The sequence below is a fragment of the Bacillus sp. NS1 genome (assembly GCF_058248265.1).
The window spans coordinates 835,588-859,369 of record NZ_JBZAZF010000003.1 but is presented as its reverse complement, the minus strand read 5'-3'; the positions used below and the strand labels follow the sequence as shown (position 1 = coordinate 859,369).

Annotated in this window: 33 protein-coding genes and 1 pseudogene; 6 read left to right on the top strand and 28 right to left on the bottom strand. The window is 42.8% G+C overall.

The annotated features are described in order from the left end of the window. Positions 1-12: 12 nt before the first annotated feature. Positions 13-834 (bottom strand): LD-carboxypeptidase LdcB, encoded by an 822-nt coding sequence (gene ldcB / locus AC4CV5_RS15070; RefSeq protein WP_222143010.1) that lies wholly within the window; start codon positions 832-834, stop codon positions 13-15. Between the two features lie 82 nt (positions 835-916). Continuing rightward, positions 917-1,618, bottom strand: a complete 702-nt coding sequence (gene deoD, locus AC4CV5_RS15065; RefSeq protein ID WP_166852048.1) for a purine-nucleoside phosphorylase — start codon at positions 1,616-1,618, stop codon at positions 917-919. Between the two features lie 202 nt (positions 1,619-1,820). Here deoD and AC4CV5_RS15060 point away from each other — a divergent pair, with 202 nt between their 5' ends. Next, complete coding sequence (locus AC4CV5_RS15060) at positions 1,821-1,946, top strand: hypothetical protein (protein ID WP_003218142.1); 126 nt, start codon at positions 1,821-1,823, stop codon at positions 1,944-1,946. Between the two features lie 38 nt (positions 1,947-1,984). Here AC4CV5_RS15060 and yodL read toward each other — a convergent pair whose 3' ends face one another. From yodL to AC4CV5_RS15045, 3 genes are all read right to left on the bottom strand, one after another. Next, complete coding sequence (yodL, locus tag AC4CV5_RS15055) at positions 1,985-2,299, bottom strand: shape determination protein YodL (RefSeq protein WP_003218144.1); 315 nt, start codon at positions 2,297-2,299, stop codon at positions 1,985-1,987. Between the two features lie 60 nt (positions 2,300-2,359). Further along, positions 2,360-2,971, bottom strand: coding sequence for a phosphatidylglycerophosphatase PgpB (pgpB, locus tag AC4CV5_RS15050; RefSeq protein WP_222143011.1), 612 nt, complete (start codon positions 2,969-2,971; stop codon positions 2,360-2,362). 79 nt (positions 2,972-3,050) lie between these two features. After that, positions 3,051-3,227, bottom strand: coding sequence for a YozD family protein (locus AC4CV5_RS15045; protein ID WP_003241581.1), 177 nt, complete (start codon positions 3,225-3,227; stop codon positions 3,051-3,053). 120 nt (positions 3,228-3,347) lie between these two features. Between AC4CV5_RS15045 and AC4CV5_RS15040 the strand changes: the two genes are divergently transcribed. Further along, entirely contained in the window at positions 3,348-3,491 is a 144-nt protein-coding gene (locus AC4CV5_RS15040) for a hypothetical protein (RefSeq protein WP_003218150.1), read from the top strand. Here the strand turns inward: AC4CV5_RS15040 and AC4CV5_RS15035 are convergent. The 14 genes and pseudogenes from AC4CV5_RS15035 to cgeC form a co-directional block, all read right to left on the bottom strand. Next, complete coding sequence (locus AC4CV5_RS15035) at positions 3,488-4,168, bottom strand: germination protein YodN (protein WP_014114114.1); 681 nt, start codon at positions 4,166-4,168, stop codon at positions 3,488-3,490. The genes AC4CV5_RS15040 and AC4CV5_RS15035 overlap by 4 nt on opposite strands. A 150-nt stretch (positions 4,169-4,318) precedes the next feature. Further along, positions 4,319-4,543, bottom strand: a complete 225-nt coding sequence (locus AC4CV5_RS15030) for a YozE family protein (RefSeq protein ID WP_166852045.1) — start codon at positions 4,541-4,543, stop codon at positions 4,319-4,321. An 86-nt stretch (positions 4,544-4,629) separates the two neighbouring features. Beyond that, positions 4,630-4,908, bottom strand: a complete 279-nt coding sequence (locus AC4CV5_RS15025) for a YokU family protein (RefSeq protein ID WP_166852042.1) — start codon at positions 4,906-4,908, stop codon at positions 4,630-4,632. Next, on the bottom strand, positions 4,905-6,320 hold the full coding sequence (kamA, locus tag AC4CV5_RS15020; RefSeq protein ID WP_222143013.1) for a lysine 2,3-aminomutase: 1,416 nt from the start codon (positions 6,318-6,320) through the stop codon (positions 4,905-4,907). Before kamA ends, AC4CV5_RS15025 begins: the two co-directional genes overlap by 4 nt. Positions 6,321-6,351: 31 nt before the next feature. Then, positions 6,352-7,179 carry a putative beta-lysine N-acetyltransferase gene (gene ablB / locus AC4CV5_RS15015; protein ID WP_490923117.1) on the bottom strand — a complete coding sequence of 276 codons (828 nt, stop codon included), beginning with the start codon at positions 7,177-7,179 and terminating at the stop codon, positions 6,352-6,354. Next, positions 7,157-8,467: a peptidase gene (locus tag AC4CV5_RS15010; protein ID WP_490923116.1), complete on the bottom strand. Its 1,311-nt coding sequence runs from the start codon at positions 8,465-8,467 to the stop codon at positions 7,157-7,159. The genes ablB and AC4CV5_RS15010 overlap by 23 nt, the downstream gene beginning before the upstream one ends. 8 nt (positions 8,468-8,475) lie before the next feature. Next, positions 8,476-9,129 (bottom strand): 3-oxoacid CoA-transferase subunit B, encoded by a 654-nt coding sequence (locus AC4CV5_RS15005; protein WP_222143016.1) that lies wholly within the window; start codon positions 9,127-9,129, stop codon positions 8,476-8,478. Beyond that, positions 9,114-9,803, bottom strand: coding sequence for a CoA transferase subunit A (locus AC4CV5_RS15000; RefSeq protein ID WP_490923115.1), 690 nt, complete (start codon positions 9,801-9,803; stop codon positions 9,114-9,116). The genes AC4CV5_RS15005 and AC4CV5_RS15000 overlap by 16 nt, the downstream gene beginning before the upstream one ends. A gap of 6 nt (positions 9,804-9,809) precedes the next feature. Next, positions 9,810-11,144, bottom strand: a complete 1,335-nt coding sequence (locus AC4CV5_RS14995; RefSeq protein ID WP_490923114.1) for an aspartate aminotransferase family protein — start codon at positions 11,142-11,144, stop codon at positions 9,810-9,812. Then, a pseudogene (locus tag AC4CV5_RS14990) lies at positions 11,125-11,281 on the bottom strand (hypothetical protein). Before AC4CV5_RS14990 ends, AC4CV5_RS14995 begins: the two are co-directional and overlap by 20 nt. Continuing rightward, the gene (locus tag AC4CV5_RS14985) at positions 11,275-11,466 is read right to left on the bottom strand and encodes a YjcZ family sporulation protein (RefSeq protein ID WP_376768343.1); all 192 of its coding nucleotides are present in this window, start codon (positions 11,464-11,466) and stop codon (positions 11,275-11,277) included. The pseudogene AC4CV5_RS14990 and the gene AC4CV5_RS14985 overlap by 7 nt, the downstream one beginning before the upstream one ends. Position 11,467: 1 nt before the next feature. Further along, entirely contained in the window at positions 11,468-12,247 is a 780-nt protein-coding gene (cgeE, locus tag AC4CV5_RS14980; RefSeq protein WP_456520279.1) for a spore maturation N-acetyltransferase CgeE, read from the bottom strand. A 28-nt stretch (positions 12,248-12,275) separates the two neighbouring features. Beyond that, positions 12,276-13,556 (bottom strand): spore maturation glycosyltransferase CgeD, encoded by a 1,281-nt coding sequence (gene cgeD / locus AC4CV5_RS14975; RefSeq protein WP_490923113.1) that lies wholly within the window; start codon positions 13,554-13,556, stop codon positions 12,276-12,278. Between the two features lie 64 nt (positions 13,557-13,620). Then, on the bottom strand, positions 13,621-13,923 hold the full coding sequence (cgeC, locus tag AC4CV5_RS14970) for a spore maturation protein CgeC (protein ID WP_248601945.1): 303 nt from the start codon (positions 13,921-13,923) through the stop codon (positions 13,621-13,623). 206 nt (positions 13,924-14,129) lie between these two features. Between cgeC and cgeA the strand changes: the two genes are divergently transcribed. Both cgeA and cgeB read left to right on the top strand, forming a co-directional pair. Next, positions 14,130-14,525 (top strand): spore crust protein CgeA, encoded by a 396-nt coding sequence (gene cgeA / locus AC4CV5_RS14965; RefSeq protein ID WP_166851636.1) that lies wholly within the window; start codon positions 14,130-14,132, stop codon positions 14,523-14,525. A gap of 6 nt (positions 14,526-14,531) precedes the next feature. After that, positions 14,532-15,485, top strand: coding sequence for a spore maturation protein CgeB (gene cgeB / locus AC4CV5_RS14960; protein ID WP_166851633.1), 954 nt, complete (start codon positions 14,532-14,534; stop codon positions 15,483-15,485). 70 nt (positions 15,486-15,555) lie between these two features. On the opposite strand, the gene AC4CV5_RS14955 is transcribed toward cgeB, so the two are convergent. Next, complete coding sequence (locus AC4CV5_RS14955) at positions 15,556-16,704, bottom strand: phytase (protein WP_490923112.1); 1,149 nt, start codon at positions 16,702-16,704, stop codon at positions 15,556-15,558. 367 nt (positions 16,705-17,071) lie between these two features. Here AC4CV5_RS14955 and AC4CV5_RS14950 point away from each other — a divergent pair, with 367 nt between their 5' ends. Then, a complete protein-coding gene (locus AC4CV5_RS14950) occupies positions 17,072-18,097 on the top strand; it encodes an SDR family NAD(P)-dependent oxidoreductase (RefSeq protein ID WP_490923111.1) in 1,026 nt (341 codons plus the stop codon). Positions 18,098-18,140: 43 nt separating this feature from the next. Here AC4CV5_RS14950 and msrB read toward each other — a convergent pair whose 3' ends face one another. Then, a complete protein-coding gene (msrB, locus tag AC4CV5_RS14945) occupies positions 18,141-18,575 on the bottom strand; it encodes a peptide-methionine (R)-S-oxide reductase MsrB (RefSeq protein WP_166851623.1) in 435 nt (144 codons plus the stop codon). Continuing rightward, complete coding sequence (msrA, locus tag AC4CV5_RS14940; RefSeq protein ID WP_222143023.1) at positions 18,576-19,109, bottom strand: peptide-methionine (S)-S-oxide reductase MsrA; 534 nt, start codon at positions 19,107-19,109, stop codon at positions 18,576-18,578. It lies immediately after the preceding gene. A gap of 131 nt (positions 19,110-19,240) precedes the next feature. Between msrA and AC4CV5_RS14935 the strand changes: the two genes are divergently transcribed. Further along, complete coding sequence (locus AC4CV5_RS14935; RefSeq protein ID WP_003241533.1) at positions 19,241-19,666, top strand: MarR family transcriptional regulator; 426 nt, start codon at positions 19,241-19,243, stop codon at positions 19,664-19,666. A gap of 51 nt (positions 19,667-19,717) precedes the next feature. On the opposite strand, the gene AC4CV5_RS14930 is transcribed toward AC4CV5_RS14935, so the two are convergent. The 6 genes from AC4CV5_RS14930 to AC4CV5_RS14905 form a co-directional block, all read right to left on the bottom strand. Then, positions 19,718-21,055 carry an MATE family efflux transporter gene (locus AC4CV5_RS14930; protein WP_166851618.1) on the bottom strand — a complete coding sequence of 446 codons (1,338 nt, stop codon included), beginning with the start codon at positions 21,053-21,055 and terminating at the stop codon, positions 19,718-19,720. A gap of 71 nt (positions 21,056-21,126) precedes the next feature. Further along, positions 21,127-21,321 (bottom strand): protein YpmT, encoded by a 195-nt coding sequence (gene ypmT / locus AC4CV5_RS14925; RefSeq protein WP_166851615.1) that lies wholly within the window; start codon positions 21,319-21,321, stop codon positions 21,127-21,129. Positions 21,322-21,333: 12 nt separating this feature from the next. Then, positions 21,334-21,897: a YpmS family protein gene (locus AC4CV5_RS14920; RefSeq protein WP_222143025.1), complete on the bottom strand. Its 564-nt coding sequence runs from the start codon at positions 21,895-21,897 to the stop codon at positions 21,334-21,336. A gap of 9 nt (positions 21,898-21,906) precedes the next feature. Then, on the bottom strand, positions 21,907-22,674 hold the full coding sequence (locus AC4CV5_RS14915) for an SGNH/GDSL hydrolase family protein (RefSeq protein WP_166851609.1): 768 nt from the start codon (positions 22,672-22,674) through the stop codon (positions 21,907-21,909). A 77-nt stretch (positions 22,675-22,751) separates the two neighbouring features. Then, complete coding sequence (gene scuA / locus AC4CV5_RS14910; RefSeq protein ID WP_166851606.1) at positions 22,752-23,333, bottom strand: cytochrome c oxidase assembly accessory protein ScuA; 582 nt, start codon at positions 23,331-23,333, stop codon at positions 22,752-22,754. Between the two features lie 151 nt (positions 23,334-23,484). Beyond that, complete coding sequence (locus tag AC4CV5_RS14905) at positions 23,485-23,736, bottom strand: DUF2535 family protein (protein ID WP_490923109.1); 252 nt, start codon at positions 23,734-23,736, stop codon at positions 23,485-23,487. Between the last annotated feature and the right edge of the window lie 46 nt (positions 23,737-23,782).

Below are 23,782 nucleotides of genomic sequence, written 5' to 3'. Positions count from 1 at the left end.
GGGCTTTCTCTTTTAGATTTTCTTCACTTTTTCAAAGTATTCTTCGAGCGTTAAATCATTATCTTGGATGACCTTTGCAGCCTTTTTGCCTACATAACGCAGATGCCATGGCTCATATTCATATTTCGTGATATCTTCTTTATTTTTCGGATAACGAATGATAAAGCCATATTTATAAGCATTGTCCTGTACCCATTTTCCGTCTGCCGTGCTTCCGAACGCTTCATTTAGCTCAAAGCCATTGCTCCGGCTCGAAATGTCCATCGCAAGGCCTGTTTGATGCTCGCTCTCACCCGGGTAAGCGACCGCTTCCTTCGCCTTCTTTTCCCCTTTTAGGCTTACTTCATTGTCAAAAATGACTTTCTGTCTGTCATACGAACGATAGCCCGAGACAGCTGCCAGTTCATAGCCTTCCTTTTTCGCAGCATCGAACATCGTTTTTAATGCATCAGCCGCTTCTTTTCTGATGTAACGTTTTTGAATCTTTTCTTCAAAAGAAAACTCTACATCAGGTATGACTAGATCGCTAGGTTCATAGTTTCCGGGCAGTGCGTATTGTTTATTGACAAGCGCGAGTATATTTTCTGGATTTTGAATGGTTTCCAGACCGTCTACTTTTTTAGTGTTATTGAAATATTTGCTTTCCAATGAAAACTCATTGTCTTGAGTGTTTGTTTTTTTGCTGTCAGCTGTTTTTTGTTCTGTTTGCTTTGTTTCTGCTGTGGTTTTCGTATCCTTTTGAGCATCTCCATTCGACATGCTGCAGCCGGCTCCGACTATTGCCGTTACACTCAAAGCGGCAGCCAGTGAGAACCATTTACCGGACTTTTTCATATTACATTACCTTCCTTTTATCAATCATTTCCGCATTCACAAAGAAGAGGCTGCCGGCACCCAGCACGCCTCTTGATTTATTTTATTGTGATACGGAATGTAAAGCCACTTCTATCATATCATGAAATGTAGTTTGACGCTCTTCCGCTGTCGTTTCTTCTCCTGTTAAAACGTGGTCACTCACGGTGAGAATTGACAGCGCTTTTCTTCCGTGCTTCGCTGCTAATGTATACAACGCAGTTGTTTCCATCTCAACACCCAGCACACCATACTTTGCAAGCTTTTCGATTTGCGAATCGTCATTGTAGAACTGATCAGCTGTAAATACGCTTCCTACCGTCACCGGCACGTCTTTATCCTTTGCAGCATCATAGGCATTTTTTAAAAGCCCGAAATCTGCGCAAGGCGCAAAATCGATGCTTCCGAAAGCGACTCTGTTCATTTGTGAATCAGTTGAGGAGGTCATAGCCAAAATGACGTCCCGCACTTTGACATCTTTACGGATAGCGCCGCAAGAACCTACTCTTATTAGATTTTGCACGTCGTAGCTTTGAATTAATTCATTCACATAAATTGAAATAGACGGAACGCCCATTCCCGTGCCTTGCACGGAGATTTTTTTGCCTTTATATGTACCCGTAAATCCATACATGCCTCTCACTTCATTGTAGCATTCTACATTTTCAAGATACGTTTCAGCAATAAATTTTGCTCTGAGAGGGTCTCCCGGCAAAAGCACTGTATCCGCAACCTGTCCTTTTTCAGCACCTATATGTACACTCATCTCATATCCTCCTGTAAATCTAAATTATCATCCAGTCCGTTCATTTTACAACGAACATCATGATGAGACAAACTTCAGCATTGATTATAAAGGAATATGGCAAAAAAAGAAATGTTCCGAGGCCGTTTGGGCACTTCCTGAGAAAAACGGGATAATCGGCGTGTTTATTTGAAAACCTAACCGCAGGAAGGAGGGATAGGACATGGGTAAAAAACAGCGCAACCGGATCACCGGACAAAAAAAGAACAACCACATACCTGCAAAGGACGTAATTGCAGCTGAAGAGGCACACGGGAAAGAGTATTCCGCTGCCAAACGCAAGCCTTAAACTGCAGAAAACTGCGGAAATCCGCAGTTTTCTTTTCGTTATGTCGTTTGTACAATCAGACGATTAATTTTTCTCCATCCGGCGGGAAGCAGTTTGTAATATGTTTTCCCTTTTCTGCCTTCATCAATCAGAATCACGTCCCCTGTGGCCATAAATCTCGCATCATAATCACTTGGAACGGTGTCAAATACATTAAATAAAGAGAATGCTCTTTTCAGCACGTCTTGATGATCGCTCCCGTTGAGTTCAGTTCGATAGACGGCTCTGTAGCCCTTTTTTTCGCCAAACCGGGGTGTCTGAAATATTGTCACGTCATAGGAACAAGACTTCTTTTTAAACACGGATAACATCATCAAGATCCCCTCCCTTTTATTTCTTTAACATATTGGCGTTTTTGTCACGTTTTCCTCTCTCTATTTTTGTCGAAACCGCTTCATCTTTTCGTCAAAACCTTTTACAAGGAAAAACAGAAGCAAACCAAGACTAAAGCCTCCTAACACGTCGGTTACAAAATGAACCCCCAGGTAGACTCTGCTTATGCCGACCAAAACTGTGATCAAACCAGCTATTGTATATACTATTTTTTTATGTTTGGACAAAAACGGGAGATGTTTCACTAAAAAGTAGGCAATGACAGGATAGACACAGGCAGCGTTCATAGAGTGGCCGCTCGGAAAGCTGAAAGATGATTCATGAACCAGCGGTGCAAAATCAGGCCTCACTCGTTCGATCCATTCTTTTAAGACTTTGTTTAACAGCCGATCTGCACCAAATACCAAGAGCATCAAAAGGCCGTCCCATGTTTTTCTGTAAAAAAACAGACCAGCTCCAATGATCACGATAAGAGGGAGCAGAAAAGAAGAAGCACCAAGATGCGTAATCCCTGTCATGACATCATTAAGCCATGGCTGACGGATCAAAACAGCTGCCTTGCTTATCGCTTCATCCGCTGATTGAACAGCATTTGTATGAATGGCCGCAGCTAGTAAAAGAAAGAAAAGAAACAGACTAACGGGCTTGTACAACAATTTAACCACCTCGATTTCACAGAAGTCATAAATCACAAATAATAAAACCGGAGCTGATCGCTCCGGTTTTTGAACCTCAATCATCTTCATCCAGCTCTTCATCTATCATACATTTTTCTATCAAATAATCAAAGGTAATATCAGCGATTTCAAACAGCTCATCCTCACTCGGTATGTAGCCCCGTCTTGCAAGCTCTCTGTAAAAAAATTCAGCGATTTCTTCCGTATCAATCACAAGATCTATTTCTTTCATCTCCGTACCGCCTCCTTTTTTATGTTTTATGAAAAAACAGGCTGAATTATACCCTGTGTTCTAAACAATTCTTTCAGTCATATACATTGAATAAAAAACTAGCCATGGGAGGCTGACGCAATGATTGCTAAAATGATGGAAGCATTGGACGGAGAAAGATTTGATATCATAATGGAAAAAACGCTCAAAGGAATGACGCATGTGATGATTTGGGGCTGTCTGCCTTATTTTTTATATGTCTTGATCCGTATGTTCACAAACTAACTGAAATGTTCTTTTAAACTTTCCAGAACAAACATCATCATATCTTTATATTCTTCATCTCGAAACATTTCATACAGAATTTTGTAGTCATTGTAAATATCCAGAAGCTCATCAACAATTGATACAGCAAGGATGTGAAGGGTATCTTGATCTTCATCATCGCCTTCAAACTGAAGAAGAGCAGACGATGCGATATCTTCGCCGATCTCATGGCCAGTTTCTCCGACATAGTGGACAAACAAAAGCTGGTGTACAAACTGGTCCATTTCATATTTTCTCAGCACCAGCGTGAGATCCTCTTCCTCCGTTTCAAGCCACTCTCCATCCTTTAAACGGGTCAGCTCATAAATAATATCTTCCCAGCCATCTTCTAAATATCTCCAAATTTCTGTTCTATGGCCAATAATGCGAAAGAGTTCTTTTCCATAATCTTTGACATAAACGACGTCCCCAATAAGGAATTCATACTCAATATCAAGCTTTTCCATGTCGACAATGACACCCTCATAATCTTTATAAAGCTGAATGGACGATTCAAAGTATAAGACTTCATTATGATTCACTTCATAAAGATAATGTTTATCAATTTGGTGTACTTTTGTGATGGTGCCGACTGTTCCATACATAATGACGACTACGATATCCCCTACTTGGAATTTCGGTTTATTTTGCTTCATGGTGTCTCCCCCTCGCCGCAACATTTCTCATACGCTATCGTATGCCGGGTGACGCCAATTCGCATGGGCATGAAAACCAAAGGAAATATCCAATTATGGTATGGGTGAGGACATAAAAAAATCCGCAGTGATCTGCGGATGAAACAAATATTATCTGCCGTGCACCTCAGCCTCGTATAAATCCCAAGCTTCATCAAACGTCGCCATCGTGTGAAGGTAATCAGCGTTTAGTTCCAAATATGAACTGATTTCATGATAATCGGTTGAGGTTTTCGGAAAGCTGTGGTCCTCATACGCCTGATTGGCAAATTCACTGATGCTGTCCTGCGGCTTCGGGTGTCTGTATTTCAATAAATAGTGATAAAAGGATTTCATGGGTTTCCCCTCCTGGTGTCTGTCTTTTGTTGTTCTATTATACAGTTCAAGTGTAAAATTACAACAAAAGAATACCGAAACATCATTCAGGAGAAGTCAAAATAGTTGCGTTTCAAAATCCTTTCTTTCTCCATGAGCTGCTGATATGTCAGGCTTTCAGGCAGTTTTTTTGTTTGAATCAAAAGCAGCTGATCCTCAATCTCCTTAATCGTGGTTTCCTCTTGATAGGTCATTCCGCAGGAAGCACACACCATGGCGGGAGTGTCTGTCAGTTCTATGGCTCTAGTTCCGTCAGGGAGCTCCCAGTACACTGTGTTCTTGCCAGAGACCGCTTCAAGTTCGCCGCACCATTCGCAAATTTTCATGAAGAATCGCCTCCGCTTTCAGCCTCTTTCAGTTTTTTCTGCTGCGCCAAAAATTTCTTTTCTTTTAGCTGGTCTCTTTTCTCACGCCGGTCTTTTAATGTTTCATGCTCCGGATTCGATGTGTATGCCTCTCTCCTTTTGATTCTGGCTACATTTTCTGGTGTAAATGACACCTCTTTGTCAGCAAAAATAGCACTGAGCCCGATCGGCTCCTTTTTGTCAGCGATTTCAGGGAAAACGGACTCGAAATAGGCGTCGGCCTGGTTAGGGATATAATTCTCCGGTTCCGGATATGACGTAATCACACCTTCAAAATTTCTTAAGATGACTTTGTCAGGGCTTTGCGACAGTACATAGTTTGGCTGCAGGGCGATTTTCCCCCCGCCGCCTGGTGCATCAACGACAAAGGTAGGAACGGCATAGCCTGAGGTATGGCCTCGCAACCCCTCAATAATCTCCAAACCTTTGGAAACAGGAGCTCTGAAATGCCCGATGCCTTCTGACAGATCACATTGATAAATATAATACGGACGGACTCTGATTTTTACCAAGTCGTGCATGAGCTTTTTCATGATTGGAACGGAATCATTAATACCGGCTAACACGACGGCCTGATTTCCGACCGGCACTCCCGCGTTCACCAATTTTTCACAGGCCTCAACGGATTCCTCTGTCATTTCGATGCTTGTGTTGAAATGGGTGTTCAGCCAGACTGGATGATATTTTTTCAAAATCTCGCACAGCTCATCGGTGATGCGCTGCGGAAAGACGACCGGCGCCCTTGTTCCGATTCTGATTACTTCCAGATGCGGAATGCTGCGCAGCTCTTTTAAAATGTATTCTAAAATTTGGTCATTGATTAGCAGTCCGTCACCGCCTGAAATTAAACAATCGCGGATTTCGGGTGTTTCCCGGATATAAGCAATTGCAGCATCAAGCTGTTTTTTAGGAACTCCCATTCCGATTTGTCCGGAAAAACGTCTTCTTGTGCAGTAGCGGCAGTACATGGAACATTGATTGGTGACAAGAAACAGCACACGGTCGGGATAACGGTGCGTCAGACCGGGTACTGGTGAATCTTCATCCTCATGTAGCGGGTCTTCCAGATCGTATTTTGTTTTATGCATTTCTTCAGAAAGCGGTACAGACTGCATGCGGACCGGGCATCTTGGGTTATCGGGGTCCATTAAAGAAGCATAGTAAGGTGTAATATTTAAGGGGATCGTTTTGGTTGAAATTCTGACGCCTTCCTCTTCATCTTCGGTCAAGTTAATGACTTTTTTTAAATCATCTAACGTTCTTACCGTATGTGTCAGCTGCCAAAGCCAATCGTTCCATTTCTCTTCCGGAACGTCCTTCCATAACTCTATCTCCTTCCAATGCCGTTTCGGTTTGTACCATTTGTTTTCCAAATGAATTCCTCCTTGTGCATCATTTTTTGACTTACAGGTGCTTGCACCAAATATTCATGTTTTCAAGACCTTCCGCTATATAGCAATTATTGATCAGCCTTCCTCCGTACTGATAACCGGAATGGTACAACACAGCATTCATCCCAAAAGACGCAGCGCGGGCGAGAGAAAATACATGAAAGATATTCTCTTCAGCCATTTCTTTTTCTAATGCCTCGATTAAAAAGCTTGTCAGCGAATGGCCTCGATATTCCGGAAGCACAGCGCAGTCGGTTATTTCTGCATGCCCCAGCCCTGGATTGATTTCCGCGCTTGCTGCGCTGATCAGGCGGTCATGGTCAAGCATGACATAATACATCGTATTTGTATTCATCGTCTTTTCAATATAAGCAGGGTCAAATACCGGGGTCGGGTACGTACGGAATACTTTTTTATACAGCATCGATAGCTGATACATGTCGTTCGTTTCTGCTTTTCTCATCGTAAAGGCGGGTGTATTATCGCTGCGGAAGCGAGGGGCTGAGCGGTATAAAGCTTCGATCGTTTCCTGTTCCTGTATATAAGAATCTGTTTGTCTCCGGTTTTCTGTGAGGTAACGGACCATGACACAAGCCGGGTGGCCGAGATAATAGCCCTTGAGAAAACCCTCCGGCACAAACAATTGTTGGGCTAGCACTGCCTCATCATGCTGTTTCGTATAGACGATGATTTTTTCGGCATCCTCTTCTTTTGCCGCTGCCACGATATCAGGCAGAGCCTTCTCAATGGCTCCGTCATAACGAACCACTCTGATTCGTTTATTAAAGCCGTCGAGGTCCAGTACTACTGTAACACCGTTACTCTTTATCGACTTGAGCATCCGCATCCTCCCCGTCTGTATGAAGTCCGCACCAATCCATAACAAAAAGTGCAATGATTTTAGCAGATTCTATCATGGCTTCAATCTCAATGTATTCATTTGCCTGATGAGCTGTTTTTGTTTCCCCAGGCCCGAAGACAATCACTGGCGTATCTCCTGCATGGTATAAAAGCCCTCCGTCCGTTCCCCATGGCGAAGCTTCGATGATTGGCTCTGTCTGTCTCGTTTTTTGATAGGCTGATTGAAGCACTGAAATTAAAGGGTGATCATCAGGTAAATCATTCGGCAGCCATTGAGCGCCGAACCATTCTACTGTTACCGGATGGCGTTTAAACCATTCGTCATGGTATTCTAAATCCTTCAGCCAGTTTTCCAATTCAAGTTTTACTGCTTCTGGTTTTTCATGGGGAGCAATTCCGCATCTTCCTTCTATAACGACACGGTCTGCAACTGAAGAAGGCCATGCACCCCCTGAGATGGTGCCGATATTCACTGGTACCGGTATTGGGACATTGTCATACAGCGGATCTGAAATTCTCGCATTTCGGACTTTCTCCAGCTCTTGTATGGCTGTGATAACGTGCATGCTTTTTTCAATCGCACTTACACCCTCATAGCGTGTGCCCCCATGTGCCGCTAATCCCTTCACTGTGATCCGAAACCACATCGAGCCCTGCTGCTTTATAAATAGTTTCATATTTGTCGGTTCTGGGATCAGTGCCCCGTCAGCACGATAGCCTCTCATGATGGCAGACAGTGTTCCCGCACCGCCGCACTCTTCATCTACAACACTTTGAAACAATACATCTCCCTTCAATTTAACATCGCAGGCGTGCAGGGCTTCTAAAGCAAAAAGAAGGGCTGTATTGCCTCCCTTCATATCCGTTGAGCCGCGGCCGTATATTTTACCGTCTTCTTCGAAAGCTTGATACGGTTCATACTTCCAATCCTTTACGCTTCCTTCAGGCACAACATCGATATGACCGTTTAAGATCAGCGACCGGCCCCCGCCCGCTCCCGTTTTTTTTGCAACGATGTTCGGGCTCTCATGAAAATCGGAACGGTCTGATTTAAAGTAGGGATGCTGTTTTAATTGCTTTAGGCTTGGCTCCCACACGTCAATGTCCATGTGAAATTGCCGCAGCTTTTCAAGCACAACAGCTTGGGCATGAAACTCAGAGCCCAAAGTGCTTTTTTCTCCAATCAGCCTTTTGAGAAGACGAATGGCTTTGGCAGAATGCTGATCAAGCCACCCGGTTACTTTTCTCTCAATGTCTTGCATCCTCATTCCCCCTTTTAAGAGAAAGGCATATCTATTTTGATTTCAGCGTCAGTCAGCCTCGTTACCTCGTCGATTGTCGAGCCATTCATCAGCTCTTTTAAAATGAAATGATGGGCTCCGACCTCAAGAACAGCTTTTTCAGTAATGATCAAATCTACACAGCCTGCTGCAGTTAACGGAAGCGTGCATGTTTCTGTTAATTTAGGCCTTCCCTTTTGATCTGTATGACTCATGACGACAACCACTTTTTTCGCTTTTTGGGCCAGTTCCATCGCTCCGCCCATGCCCGGCACCTTTTTTCCCGGGACAAGCCAATTTGCCAAATCACCTGACTGGCTCACCTGCAGGGCGCCTAAAATCGTAATGTCAATTTTGCCTCTTCTGATCATCGCAAAAGACATTGTTGTATCAAAATAAGACGCCCCTTTTACAGCGCGGACAGGATAACCCGCAGCGTTGCATAAATGTTCATCCTCTTCACCCTTTCCGGGGCTTTCTCCAATGCCGAGCACTCCGTTTTCCGCCTGCAGCATGACCTGCATGTCAGGCGGCAAAAAGTTCGGCACCAAGGATGGGATGCCGATACCGAGATTTACAATCATGCCCGGCTTGATTTCAGACGCGGCCCGCTTTGCGATCTGCTCTCTCTCTGCTACTCCCAAGCCCATTTCCACTTCACTCCTTCGCTTCTCACAACCCCCTCGACAAAAACCCCCGGTGTGACAATCATTTCTTCGGAGATCTCTCCCATCGTGACAATATGTTTAACCTCGGCAAAGGTTCTCCTGGCGGCCATTGCCATAAGCGGATTCATATTGCGTGCTGTTTTGTCATACGTTAAATTGCCGAATTCATCGGCAATGTGCGCATTGATGAAAGCAAAATCAGCCGTCAGCGCCTCTTCAACCAAGTATCGCTTGCCAGCCACCGACACGATGTCCTTTTCCTCACAAACCATTTGATTATCAATACCGACGTCTGTTAAAATGCCGCCGAGTCCTGATCCGCCCGCGCGAATCCGTTCTGCGAGCGTTCCCTGCGGTGAAAATTGAACCTCTAACGTCCCGTCTGTCATCTGTTTTCCGGCTACAGGATTGGAACCGATATGCGATGCGATCAGGGTTTTGACTCGTTTATTGACAATGAGCGGGCCGATCCCTATTTCCGGGAACCCGGCATCATTGCAAATGACGGTTAAATCCGTTACGCCGCTATCCAATATAGCTTCAATCAATGAAGGAGGCGAGCCGACTCCCCCAAAACCGCCAAACATCAGGACCGATCCGTCCTGAACATCTGCAATTGCTGTTTCGATGCTGATTGTTTTTTGAAATGGCGCCATTTGATTTCAATCCTTTTTCAGTATTTTTTCGACCGCTGCAACTGTTTCTGAAAAAATTGATGTCAGCTCTTCTACTTCACCTTCTGAAATGGTAAAAGGAGGAGCAATAATGACAGCATCTCCTTCTCCGCTGTCTATTCCCGCTTTGGCAGGATAAACAATCAGCCCGCGTTTTTTCGCCTCGCCGACAATACGCTGGGTAACCGCCTGCTCTGGCGGGAAAACGTTCTTCGTTTTCTTGTCCGCTACAAATTCAACACCTAATAGCAGACCTTTTCCGCGCACATCACCTATGATTCCGCTTTGAGACGCTCTTTCATCAAGCTTCTTTTTCAGTACAGCCCCCTTTTTTTCTGATTGTTTGATCAAGTCTTGCTTTAACACATAACGCAAAACTTCAAGAGCGGCTTTGGCTGAATAGGGATGTGCACTATATGTGTGACCGCTCATAATCACACCTGAACCTTGTTTTATCGTTTCAATAATAGAATCAGATACAACGGACGCGGCAATAGGCGCATACCCGGCACCGAGACCCTTCCCCAGTACAGCTATATCAGGAACGGTGTGCCAATGCTCTGTCGCGAGCATCCTTCCTGTTCTCCCAAGCCCTGTCATCACTTCGTCTGCAATAAAGAGCACTTCGTGTGTGCGGCATACTTCCATTAATCTCTCATAATATCCCGGAGGCGGAGTAATCGCTGCTCCTGCGGCACCAATAATAGGCTCAGCCACAAAGCCGGCGATAAATTGGCTTCCGATTCTTTTGATGGCTGTTTCCAGTTCATCAGCTGCAGCCTGAACAAAACCTTCTTCCGTTCCATGATTCCGCCGATAAACATGAGGAGCTGAAATAGCGGGATATCGTTCAACGAGATGGGTGAATCGATATCTCCTTTCATAAAAACCAGATAATGAAAGCGCTCCCAAAGTTATTCCGTGGTAACTGCTCCACCGCGACAAAAAGATGGATTTTTGTGTTTGCTTTTTTTCCTGCCAATACTGTACGGCGATTTTCATAGCTGTTTCTATCGCTTCTGATCCACTGTTGACAAAAAAAGACCAATTCACATCTCCCGGCAGCTCCTGCGCCAAGAGAGCCGCTAATTGCTCGGCAGGCTCGCTCGTAAACTGTGATCGGTAAGCAAAAGACACTTGATCAAGCTGTTCTTTCAGCTTCTCAGTCACATCAGAAACCCCATGGCCGATATTGCATGTCACCGCACCTGATGAGCCGTCAAGATATCTTTTCCCGGTCTGATCATAAACATATGAACCCTTTGCATAGCTAACCACCGGATAGGCCGAACTAAGCTCCGGCTTAATCAAATAACTGCTCATGCTCCCACCTCAAAAACCCATTTGATATATTGTATGAGTGTTCAATTTGCGGCATGACGTTCCCCGCAAAAACTTTTTCACACAAAAAAAGCCTTCCTGAACGGAAAGGCTCCTTTTGAAATTTCATCATCTAGCAAATGAAAGCGGCTCCGACAATAATTAATAAAATGAACAAGACAACAATCAATACAAACGTATTGGTCCCGCAGCCAAATCCGTAACCGTATCCAGAATATCTATACATGTTGTTTTCATCCTTTCTTATCACGATATACGGCATTTTATGCGGGCCAAGTCCCAAATGGTTTGTGCAAACGCCTATTTCATGTCAGGAAATAATGAAAAACAGTATGCACCCGCTCATATTTTTTAAACGTCAGCTTTTCGTAAAAATGGGTTGCGCCGTCAGTGCTTGTAGCCACTAAATAGGCTGCTTCCATTCCTAATGATTTGGCGATGGACAGCATTTCTTTTACTAAGATACTGCCATAGCCCTTCCTTTGAAACTGATCCAAAATGGCCACTTCTTCGATTTTAGCCGTTTTCTCTTGCCGATGAATGAACAACTCGCCACAGCCAATCGGAATCTTCTGTGCTTGGTCGCTGTAACAAACAACAAGGATGATCGCACCCGATTCGTAAAAAGGATATTTTCTTTTTAATTTTTGTTCAGCGATCGCTTCTCCAATATAAATGGAATCATAAATTTTCATAATAGAAGATCCATCGCTAAGGCTTTTTGCCGTCCCCCACGCCGTTAACGGATGCCCCATCTGCCCCTTCCAGTCACTAAGCTTCATGTCATATAACAGCTCATCCTCGACGACAAACCCGCTTTTGACAAGTGATTGCTTCAAACCGAGCGGAAAAACATGCAGCGGCGACGCTTTTAAATGGAGATAATTCGCATCAAGCAGCTTTGGAACGGAGGGCAAAAAGTCCAGTAACCGCTCCAATGGAAACGTATCATGGAGCTGAACAAAGTTATGAGAAAAAATTTGCGGAAGCTTCGGATCTCTGTAAACGCTGTAATGATCAAACGATGCCGATTCAGACGTTAACAATATATATTGATGTTCCGTTTTTGAATAATGTCCTGTCATGAACGTCTCCTTTTAATGACCTATCCCTTTATTCAGTTGCAATATTCAATTTCTTTATAATCTCATCGTACACCGGATAAAACGGCTTTCCAATTGGAAATTGCTGAATATTTCGGAAAGAAGCGGATATGGGCTTCTGATGTAAAAAGAATTTCCTTGCTACTTGTTCACTAATCGGGTGAAAGACGCCGTTTAGAAACAAAAACGGTTCGCGTTCTATGAAAAACAGCCTTCGCCCAGGCGGATTTTCGATTAATCCAGATCGTTCCCACGTAATCGGCAGCCCTTCCGGCAGCGACTTCAGTTCTTCTTTTTCAATTGTCAGTATGTCTCTTCTTTTAAATTGATAAAACTGAAAAGCATACTGACCTACAATCCGTCTTTTTTTTCCGGCTTCGATATAAAATATTGCAGGATGATCAGCTTCCTTTACCAAAATATAATTCGGAATGTTTAAAATTTTTCCAATCCTATATTGGAATATATACGGGTCTGGAACAGCCACAGTCCGATTTAGATACAACGAACTCCACCTTTCCCCGACAGGATGTCTTACACCCTGATCAAGAAAATACACATTTTGATCTGATCCTTTTACAAAAGAGCCGTCAATTAAATCGGCGGGCAGAAACCGATACGCATTTTGAAATGAATCGGGGGTTTTATAGGTTGTATCTAATACTTCATTTATCGGCAGAAATGGAGCAAAGTTGTTGATCCTGGCCCAAAAAATTGAGTCGCCATGATTCCAATGCTTCATATCGTCATCCCAATAGCTTCCATATTTATGTTGAATACGATCAAGTAACGAACGGCGATGCATAACTGAGCAATGATCGACTTGAAAAGCGGCCTGATCTAGCACTGCATTGGCATTTCTATAGAAATGTGAGATTTCCTCTCCCCGTTCGTTTACATGTACAACTTTTTGTTTTGAATAGACAACCTGTGCTTCAGGCTTATCTAAAAACGTCTGCACCATACGGCTCAGCCGCTCAGGATGATAAACAGTGTCATCGGTGAGATAGGAAATGTAATCGCCGTCGGCAAATGGGAGTGCTGCGTTAATTAATGTGGCATAACGGGTTGTTTTTAATCGTTCTGCAGGATGTATGAAACTGTTTTGATAACGAATGCGCTGGTCATGAAGGTACTTGTGAATCACCGCTGTTGTTTCTTCATTAGAATGATCATCCATAATAAAAAGCTCCCAATGATCATACGTTTGCTTCAGGACGCTTTCAATCGCTTTTTGCAGATAATCATGTTTGTTGTAACTTGTTAAAATAATAGACACTTTTTCTCCCATCTATACAGCCCCCTATCGTCAAACATAAAAACGGCTCCGCAGCAAGCAGAGCCTCTGTCATCATTTAAAAAGCACCCCAGCTTACAATACTTGAGAGTGCGACATTCGATCTCGTGTTATTTAACGGGTTTTGAAAAATAACCAAATCAGTCAGAACCTCTTTTACGATGACGTTTTGAAGCGTATCTCCATTCGACAGATGAACTGTTGAAATCGGTACGCCAAGCTCTTTTGCAAATACGAGCTGTCGTCTGAGATCAGATGGATTTCCTTCAGAAGATGATTGACGTATGAGCAGAATCAGCAAAAGCAGAATAAAATGAAGTTCATCTTGATTTTCTTCTTGATTCACGTGTTCTAAATCCAAACAATCCCTCTCCCTTTTCCTTATACTCTGTTTCACAATATGAAAGACTTCAATTTATGGTATAGGCTATGTCCACTCTTTTAAAAATTCAGCATTTTGCTTAAATATATTGAAAAATAGATCAGGTACGGCGTTCGACTCATACCAATTGGCAATTAGAAGAATATGATTAACGTGAGTTCACTATTGGATAGGAGGTGTGTGTAATGAGCTCTGAAAATGCACAGTTAAAAAAGGATTTGATTAAAACCCTTTTAAGCCCTTTATTCTCAACAGAAGGAGGAGTAAACGTGGATAATAATCTTAAAGATATGCTTGAAGCTGCCATTGATCAAAAAGTAGATGAAAGCGAAACCGTTACGGCTGAATCTCTTTTAGATCCTTCCCTTCCGGCAAGATGGATTTTTGCCAGAGTTACGCCAGGCACGACAATCAGCATTGTGACTGATTCCGGTGACATGATCGGCCCGGTTGTCTTTGTTGCTTTCGATCAAGTTCACGGTATCGTATTTGTAACACAGGAAAGCTCCGTCACTCCGGCAGGTCAAGCTACAACATTAATTGATGTAGACAAAGTAGAAAGCGTTACGTTCTTTTCATAACATCTGATGAAAGTCTTGTATATCCAGTCGGGATACGGAGGAATATACAGTTATTTTGATCGCTGGGCTGAAGAATGTTTTCGGAATACTCATACAGAGTATATGTCAGCAGATACACCAGAAACAGAATCTCTGGTGAAGATCGAAACGTTTCAGCCAGACTTCGCACTTATGATGGTTGGAGACCGCGTTCCTCACGACTGGCTGACCTGGTTAAAGGGTAAGGGTATTCCCGTGTATATTTGGCTAACCGAAGACCCATTTTATATTGATATCAGTCTTCAGGTGATTAAACATGCTGACGCCATATTAACGATTGAACAAAATGCCGCGCTCTATTATCGGGGGCTTGGCTTCCAGCACGTCTATTATGTTCCGATTCCAGTTAATCATCGGCTGTTTAAAAAAATGGACACCGAACATTCCTTTCATTCAAATCTGCTTATCATCGGCTACCCTTACCCTAATCGGGTTCAGCTAATGAAAGAAGCGGTACATCTGCCTTTCACGGTTCGAGTAATCGGAAAGGAATGGAGAAAATATCTGCCTAAAAAAGTGCTCAAACAGCCTCATATTGATGTCGTCAGTACATGGATTCCACCCGAACAGGCCGTTCATTATTATAACGGGGCAGACATCGTGATCAATACGCATCGGCCTTATCATTTTGCTTTCAACAAAAATAACATTCGCATCAAAAATGCCAGTTTTAATAACCGAACGTTTGATATCGCTGCATGCGAAGCATTTCAATTAACAGATTTACCCGCGGCCCATCCTTTTTCATCCTTTATTTCTTATCACAACTTCAACGATTTTAAGGAAAAAGCCGCTTTCTATCTCAACCATCCTGAAGAACGGCATAAAGTTGCGGCATCCAATTACAAAGAGACCGTACCCGCAAATACGTATGATGAGCTTCCTGAAAAACTAAAGGCGATTCATCTGGCGCTTTCTTAAAAAAATCGTTCATTGCTATGAACGATTTTTTCATTCACAGAAAAAAGCAGCTTTTTCAGCTGCTTTTTTTCTAACCATCGGAACGGTCCTTTAGCTTCCTCGGATTCACCTGTTTATGAAGATCAGGCTTTCCGCCAAGATGCTGTGCAATCTGTTCCCACGACACAATTTTGAAGTTTTGATTGACGGCTTGTCCGTTGTCGATATTTTCGCCGTCCTGCGCCACAAAAATCCCGTAAGGATATTTTGGGCCAAGTCCGAAACCGAGAACATCAATACCGTCCGTATCACTAGTACCGTCTATCTTCTCGCCATCTGTGATGTCAAAGTTGGCTACATAGCGATTGCTTCCCTGCCGTTCATACATTGCATAGCTGTTATTTCCCTGACTTGAGGCCATGAGATATCCTTTGCCGTTTGGTGCATAATAGATCGTCAGTCCTTCTATATCAGCTGTCAAATGTTCTCCTGTCGCACGGTCGACAACCTGCCCCTTTGATCCTCCGCCTGGCTCAGCATGAAATTTCCAAATGGCCTCATCTTCCTCTGCTATATACAGGTTCCCATATTCATCATCTGCAACAAGGCCTTCAGTCTGAGAATTCAATTTAAATTCGCGCACTTTTTTTCCTGTTACATAACCCTTTCCATTATCAGCAATTTCATATTGCTCAAATTCTCCTTGTTTGCCTGTCACTAATGCGTAAAATGCTCCTGTTTTCTGGCTGTGATACAGGCTGAAGCCGTATACCTCAGAAATATCAGTAGAAATAGGATGTTTCGGATCTGTAATGCTTTTCAATTTTCCTTTATCCCCGTCAATTGCATATACTTCGATTGTATTCTTTCCTTCAGACCGATTGGAGGCGGCAGCAATATCAATTTTTTCGCCGTTCAATGGAAAACCATAGCGCAGATCGACATTATTGAGCTTGCCAAATTCGTAAGAATGAAGCTGCTTGCCGTCTACATCATACACGACGAGCCCTGACTTCTTATTTGTCGTGATCAGCTTGCTTTTTTCCGGATGTTTTTCATGAACCCAAATGGCCGGGTCATCTGCTGCGTCATCGCCAGAAGCGACAGGATCTGTCTCGGTTTGCGCTGTCACTTTAAAATGATGTTCCGCATTTACATGATGAGCCGACACCGAGTTTGCTGTCAGGATAAGCAATAATCCCGCAGCAGTGCTTAGCAGCATTGTTTTTGAAACCTTCATTTGGTACCCTCCTCTTTATCACTATCACTTCTATTGTAAAATATATACAGGTGTTTAACTGTGAGGAAAATGAACCTTTTTTTATAGTGTTTCTGACTCATAAACCACTTTTGCCTACGAGGTACGTGAAATGAATCGGTCAGATTGGCTTTTGCGGCGCGAAATACAATAACATTGAAAATTTAGTACATTGTTTATTTAGTATTTTTTCCTCTAGCTGCGTCTATTTTTCCATTTTCTTTTAAAAAAGAACACTTTGTGACATGATCATTCCCCTAAATTTTGTTTTATTGGTTGCTTTCATTAACTCGATTACAAAGTTGAACATATGATGCATGGTAGAGAAACGAGAGTTGGAGGATAAGCCATGCCTAAACAGCAAACAGCAGAGCTGGAACCATTTTTCCATAACAAAACAGTTTTAGTCACTGGCGGAACGGGTTCAATCGGGAGTCAAATTGTCAAACGCCTTTTGCTGCTTACACCTAAACAAGTGATTGTGTTCAGCAAAGACGACAGTAAACAGTATGTCATGAGCCAAAAGTATGCGGAGGATAAGCGGCTTTTATTTGTACTCGGAGATGTGCGCGATTACAGAAGGGTGAATCAGGTGATGAAAGGCGTTGATATCGTCTTTCACGCGGCTGCGCTGAAACAGGTTCCGACATGTGAAGACCATCCATTTGAAGCGATCCAGACCAATCTTATCGGCGGACAGAATGTGGTGGAGGCTGCCCTTTTACACCGAGTGCAGCATGTCATCAATATCAGCACAGATAAAGCTGTATCTCCTGTGAACACAATGGGTGCCACCAAGCTGTTATCCGAAAAGCTGTTTCATCAAGCAAACCGCCACGTTCAAAACAGAGGAACCGTGTTTTGTTCAGTCCGCTTCGGAAATGTTCTCGGCTCAAGGGGTTCGGTCATCCCTATTTTATTTGAACAAATGATGGAGGGTGAACCGCTGACCATCACAGACAAGAACATGACCAGATTTTTCATGTCAATAGACGATGCGGCTACCCTGACATTGCAATCAGCTGCTATTACAAAAGGCGGAGAAACCTTTATTTTTAAAATGGAATCACTGAAACTTGAAGAACTGATTCATGGGTTTGAAGAATATGCATCGCAGCACGGGCTTCCGCGGCCGGCTGCAGTAGAAGTCGGCAAACGTCCAGGTGAAAAGCTTCACGAAGAATTAACATCTCCTCATGAAATTGAATCACTGTATGAATGGGGCAATCTTTATGCGATCCTTCCAGAACCTGAAAAACATCCTGATTTTCGCAAAGTCAATCTGCCTGGGTATCAATCAAATCAAGCCCCTCTCATTACAAAAGACAGAATTGCCCAGATTATTGAAGAATTGCATCAAGAAAAAAAGGCATAAAAACAAGCCTGTCTATCCATTAGGCAGGCTTGTTTTTTGTGTTTTATTTATCAAAGAGATGCAGATAACTTTCGTATCCTTCTTCTTTCAGCTTATCTTTCGGCACAAACCGCAGCGCCGCTGAATTTATGCAATAACGAAGCCTGCTTGGACCCGGTCCGTCATTAAATACATGGCCAAGATGAGAATCAGCGGTACGGCTTCTCACTTCTGTGCGAATCATGCCGTGGCTCGTGTCTAGTTTTTCTTCCACTTCTTCTTCTTCAATTGGCTTTGTAAAGCTTGGCCAGCCGCAGTGGGAATCAAATTTATCCTTTGATGTAAACAACGGCTTGCCTGACACAATGTCTACATACAGCCCTTCTTCTTTATGATCCCAATATTCATTTTGAAACGGCGGCTCCGTGCCGTTATTTTGCGTCACCTCATATTGCATGCGATTTAGTGACTTAATTTTTTCTTCTTTATTGTACGCCATTTATTTCGCCCCCCAATGCTCGCTGATAAATCCGGCACGTCCAGAACCTGTCCGGTAGCGCTGATAATGTCCTGGATTCTTTTTATAAAAATGCTGATGGTAGCCTTCCGCTTCATAGAATGGTTCAGCTTTTAAAATGTCTGTTACAATCGGATCTTTGAAGATCCCGCTTTCCGCCAAGCGCTGCTTGGAAGCTTCCGCAAGCTCCTTTTGTTTATCATTATGATAAAAAATGGCTGCACGGTAGGAACTGCCGCGATCAGCAAACTGGCCGCCGGCATCTGTCGGGTCGATTTGCTGCCAAAATAATTCAAGCAGTTTTTCATAAGGGAACACATCAGGATGAAACGTGATTTGAACGGCTTCACGATGTCCTGTCGTTTCACTGCACACCTCTTCATACGTAGGGTTTTCAGTATGGCCGCCTGTATACCCGGACACCACTTTTTCAATTCCCGGCTGTTCGTCAAAAGGTTTAACCATACACCAAAAACAGCCTCCTGCAAATGTGGCGATTTCTTTTTTTTCAGACATACTGGTGCCTCCTTTGTTAATACGTGGTATTATTATATTATAGCATGTAAAAATAGAATGAAAATGATTCTGCTTTTCAATAAAATCTATAGGTTTTAAGCAATATGCTTATGTAATGGAGGTTCACAAATTTGAAAGTAAGAACACAGATGATGTACGATATGGAAACTTTACTCCGTAAAGTCTTTAAACAAATACGCAATGAAATCAATGAGATTCTAGATAAAGAGCTGTCACGGAATGAATTCACCATTCTGCGGATCCTCAGTGAACAAGGGCCTAAAAAAGTCACCGAATTTGCGCCTATTTTAGAGGTATCGGCAAGCCACATTACAGCCGTGACTGATGCGTTAGTAGAAAAGGAATGGATTACGAGAATCAGATCGAAGGAAGACAGACGCATCATCCGCATTCATATCACTGAAGCGGGCGAAAAAGTCCTCCAGCATTTCAACGAGAAAAAAACGGAATATTTCTTTAAACGCTTTGACTGCTACAGTGATGCCGAACTTGCCTCACTAATTGAGCTCTTCAGCAAACTAGATAAAAAACGGTAAAAAAAAGCACATACCGCTACATATGGGTATGTGCTTTTTGAAGCGCTTCACTTATTTTCCAGTGAACAATTTCATTGTTTTCCAACGGCCGTATCTGTAATACAAAAACGCCGCACAGCTGCTTAATAAAAAACTCATTCCGATGCCGAGCCCGATTCCTTTCTGTCCAAGCCAAGCTGAAAATAGAGCTGTGAAAGGATATCTCAAAACCCAAAACGATATCAAATTTAAAACAAGAACCTGCAGCATCGCTCCCGCAGCTCTGACAATTCCGTTCAGTACAAAGTTAATCCCGATAAAAGGATAGAAAAACGCAATCCATCGCAAATATTGTTCACCAAACGCTACCGCATCGGGCTCGCTGATAAATAACCTCATAAGGTATTTACCAAATACCCAAATCACAACTGCAATCACCAGCATGCAAGAAATAACAGCCATCACACCTAGCCTTGCAATCGTCCCCACTCTTTTATAGTTTCCGATTCCGATATTTTGCCCTGCCATACTGTTAACCGCCGTACCGGCAGCCATTGCTGGTAGCGTAATGATGCTATCGAGCCGCTGCACCGCTCCGAAGCCTGACACCACTTGCTCCCCGTATGAGTTGACAACACTCATAATCGCCATCATTCCGCCTGTGATCACCATCATCTGCAGACCGGCTGGAATCCCAAGTTTCAAAATCAGCGCGGACTCTTCCCACTTGGGCACTCGCGGAATAGAGAACGGCACAAGCTTGTGTTTGATGACATAGAACAATCCATATAGAAACGCAATACCCTGTGACAAAATCGTCGAATAAGCAGCTCCCGCTATCCCCATGCGGAACACAGAAATAAAGAGCGGTGCCAACACTGTATTCAGCACAACGGCAAACGCAATAAACCGGAGAGGTGTCTTGCTGTCGCCGAGCGCCCGAAGCACAGTACTGATAAAGTTATAGCCAAACAAAAATAAAATGCCGATAAATTGAATCTGTAAATAGGTCTCAGCAAGCGGTATCATCGACTCCGGCGTTTTCAGAAGACGAAGCAAGTGCTCTGACAGAAAAAAACCGGCCGCGCCGAATCCGATGCTTAAACCTGTTAATAAAACGACAAAAGCGTTAATATACGACGCCATTCCTTTTTCATCATCTTTTCCCTTTTGCTGTGACAATATTGTTAACGTCGCATTGTTAAGGCCCAAAATAAAAGACAGCACGGTTATAACAATCGTGCTTGATACTGCTGCTGCCCCTAGAGCCTGTGCCCCCAGTAAATTGCCGATCCACAAACTGTCTATAAATTGAAAGGAAACCTGCAATGCGTTTCCGAGCATAATAGGCGTTGAAAACAGCACAAGCTGTTTCAGCACATTCCCCTGTGTAAAATCGTATGCTTTCATTTTTTCTCCTTATGTTCTCAAATTTTCGTCAGACCGCACGAAAAAAGAGACGTTGTTTCATGTCTCTTTTTTCATGATTTATCGGTTTTTTTCCGGTCTCTCATACCGAATGTAAACACCATCACACTTAGGAACAAGGCACAATAGGAAATGTTCAAGTACATTTGGTCCATATCTTCAGCGGCTAGATGATGATATGCAAGCCAGCCAAAATACAGAGAAAATGTAAAGGATAATAAACTGAAATACTGGTAAATCCGGTTCATTTTCAGTCACCTCTATTGTTTGGGATGGTAATAGGAAAACTCAATTTCATCTTTTTCTAAATTTATTTTATCCGCTTTGACATACATTCCATTCGTTAAAGGCATTTCTGACAGACGCACTTCAATGCTTTTATCGCCGGGATGAACGTGGACAAATGACGGCAATTCGTAAAAGCTGTCCATATAATTTAACACAAAGCTAATCGGTATACTCAATTTCCCTAACGAAAACTTCGTAACATTCAGCTCCACATCACCATTTTTTTTCACGGTCGGTTCAAAAGCGACAAACGCATCAATGGACGTGGAAAAAGCCTTGATTTTCCCTGCGACATGAACATCATCATCTATCTCTACTTTGTAATCAAGCTTGTTTGATGCTTTGTCGTTTAAATATGAGTTGACAAACGCAGCTAATGATTCTTTTGTGCTTGTCACTTGAAATCCATACTCGCTCTCAGCTGAATCCTTTACCTGAGCTTGTTCTCCCGGCAGCATAACAAATGCCATAAACCCAACGGCAAGGATCATATTGATTGCAAGCAATATAAAAAACAGTCGTTTCCACATATTCATGATGTCACCCTACTCTTTCGGTAATCCTTCTTTTTTTATGGCTTGATAGACGCGCTTCGCGATAAGGGAATAACCCGTACCATTAGGATGAAAATCATCTTCCTCAGAAATTCGGCTGCTGTCACTTTTTTCATTGAACAAGTCTTCAATACGAATGATTTTCGCATGTTTATCTTTTTTTAGCTCTTTTGCAGCAATTTGGTTCCAATCAGTGACGACTCCATTTATTTCATTTAATTCAGATAATGTAAACGTAAACGGATTATACATGCTGACATAAATCAGCTCAGCGTGATCATTCAGCTCCCGAATTTCTGAAATGATTTTTTCAAAACGCTTTTCGTACGGCTTTTCCGCTTCCTGAAACGGTTCAACGGTTAATTGCAGAAAGTTTTGATGAAGGACTTTCATCAAATCATTACCGCCAATGGTAAAAAAGACATAATCTGCGTCCTTTATGCCTTTTTGAACCTTTTTATCTTTTAGTTTCTCTAATAACTCATCCGAACGGTTCCCTTTCACGGCATAATTTTTTACGTCTACCGTTTTAACTTGTTTATCTGATCGGATGGAATCCGCAACCTTGCCGACATATCCCTCTCCGTCTGGATCTCCGACTCCTTCTGTCAGCGAATCTCCGACAGCCGCAATGACAATGTGCTCTTTCGTTTTCGGTTCATGAGCTTTTTGTTTTCCCTCAGATGCTGTACGTATCCCCGTACAAGCAGTAAGAAGCAAAATCAAACTGGCCATGAGTGAAAAAATGCGCAGCTTCAATCTTGTTGCTCCTTCCCATTCTACTAGTGGAAAGTGTATCATGTTTTAGAAGATTTGAAAATGCCTAGTCTTCTAGCTTACTTGAGTGTACTGGCTGACTTCACATCAGCGATAATGTCATCGTACGGAGTATTTTCCACTCCATTATAATCTTTCAGCACCTTGCCGTCCGGGCCTACCAAATAAAAAGAAGATTGATGAATGACTTGGTCCTCTCCCTCCGGTTTCTTTACAATCGCTTTAAAGCTCTTAAGCGCGAACGCCTCAATGTCACTCTGACTGTATCCCGTGAGGAAATCCCAGTTATCAAAAGATAATGGATAATTTGCGGCAAATTTTTTCAGCTGTTTCGGCTTATCGTTTTCTGGGTCGACACTAAAGGATACAATGCGGACATCTATATTCTCAGCTTTCAATTTTTTTTGCAGATCGGTCATATGAGCGGTCATCGGCGGACAAACAGTTTCACAATTGGTAAAAATAAAATCCGCCAGCCATACTTCCCCTTTTAAACTTTCTAAAGAAACGTCCTTGCCGTCTTGGTTTTGAAATGTAAAAGGCTCCACCTCGTAATTGAGCGGATCTTTAATCTGTTGTCCTCCGCAGGCACATAATAGCAGAAAAAGCAGACCTGCCGTTAAACTCTTGATAACCTTCATGACATTCACCCTTTCCAGCCAGCATAAAAGCGCTTTCCAAAATCGGCCTTGCCTGCTGTATTCCATGTTTGTATTCGATACCGGGCAAAAAAAATCCTGCATGCTCCCAATCAACGATTACAAAGGGAGACATACAGGTATAAACGGCATATTACGCGTTGTGCTTTAACACCGCTTGATGAAAAACAGCCTGATAATCTGCCCATTTCATCCGGCGCTTCATATAATGTCGGAAAGAATACACTTTTGTCCTGCTGTTTGATGAAAACACTTCTTTTAAGTAGAATTGCAAATGGTAATGTAACATAAAGAAATAGTGCTCATCTTCCTTTAATACAGGTATTTCTGTCACTTTCACCTGAATCCCGTCTCTGCGTTTGAACTCTAGGCTTTTGAGTAACAAGCTATCAATCCTCTTTTTTTGTTTTTCTTCTATTATATACAATGCG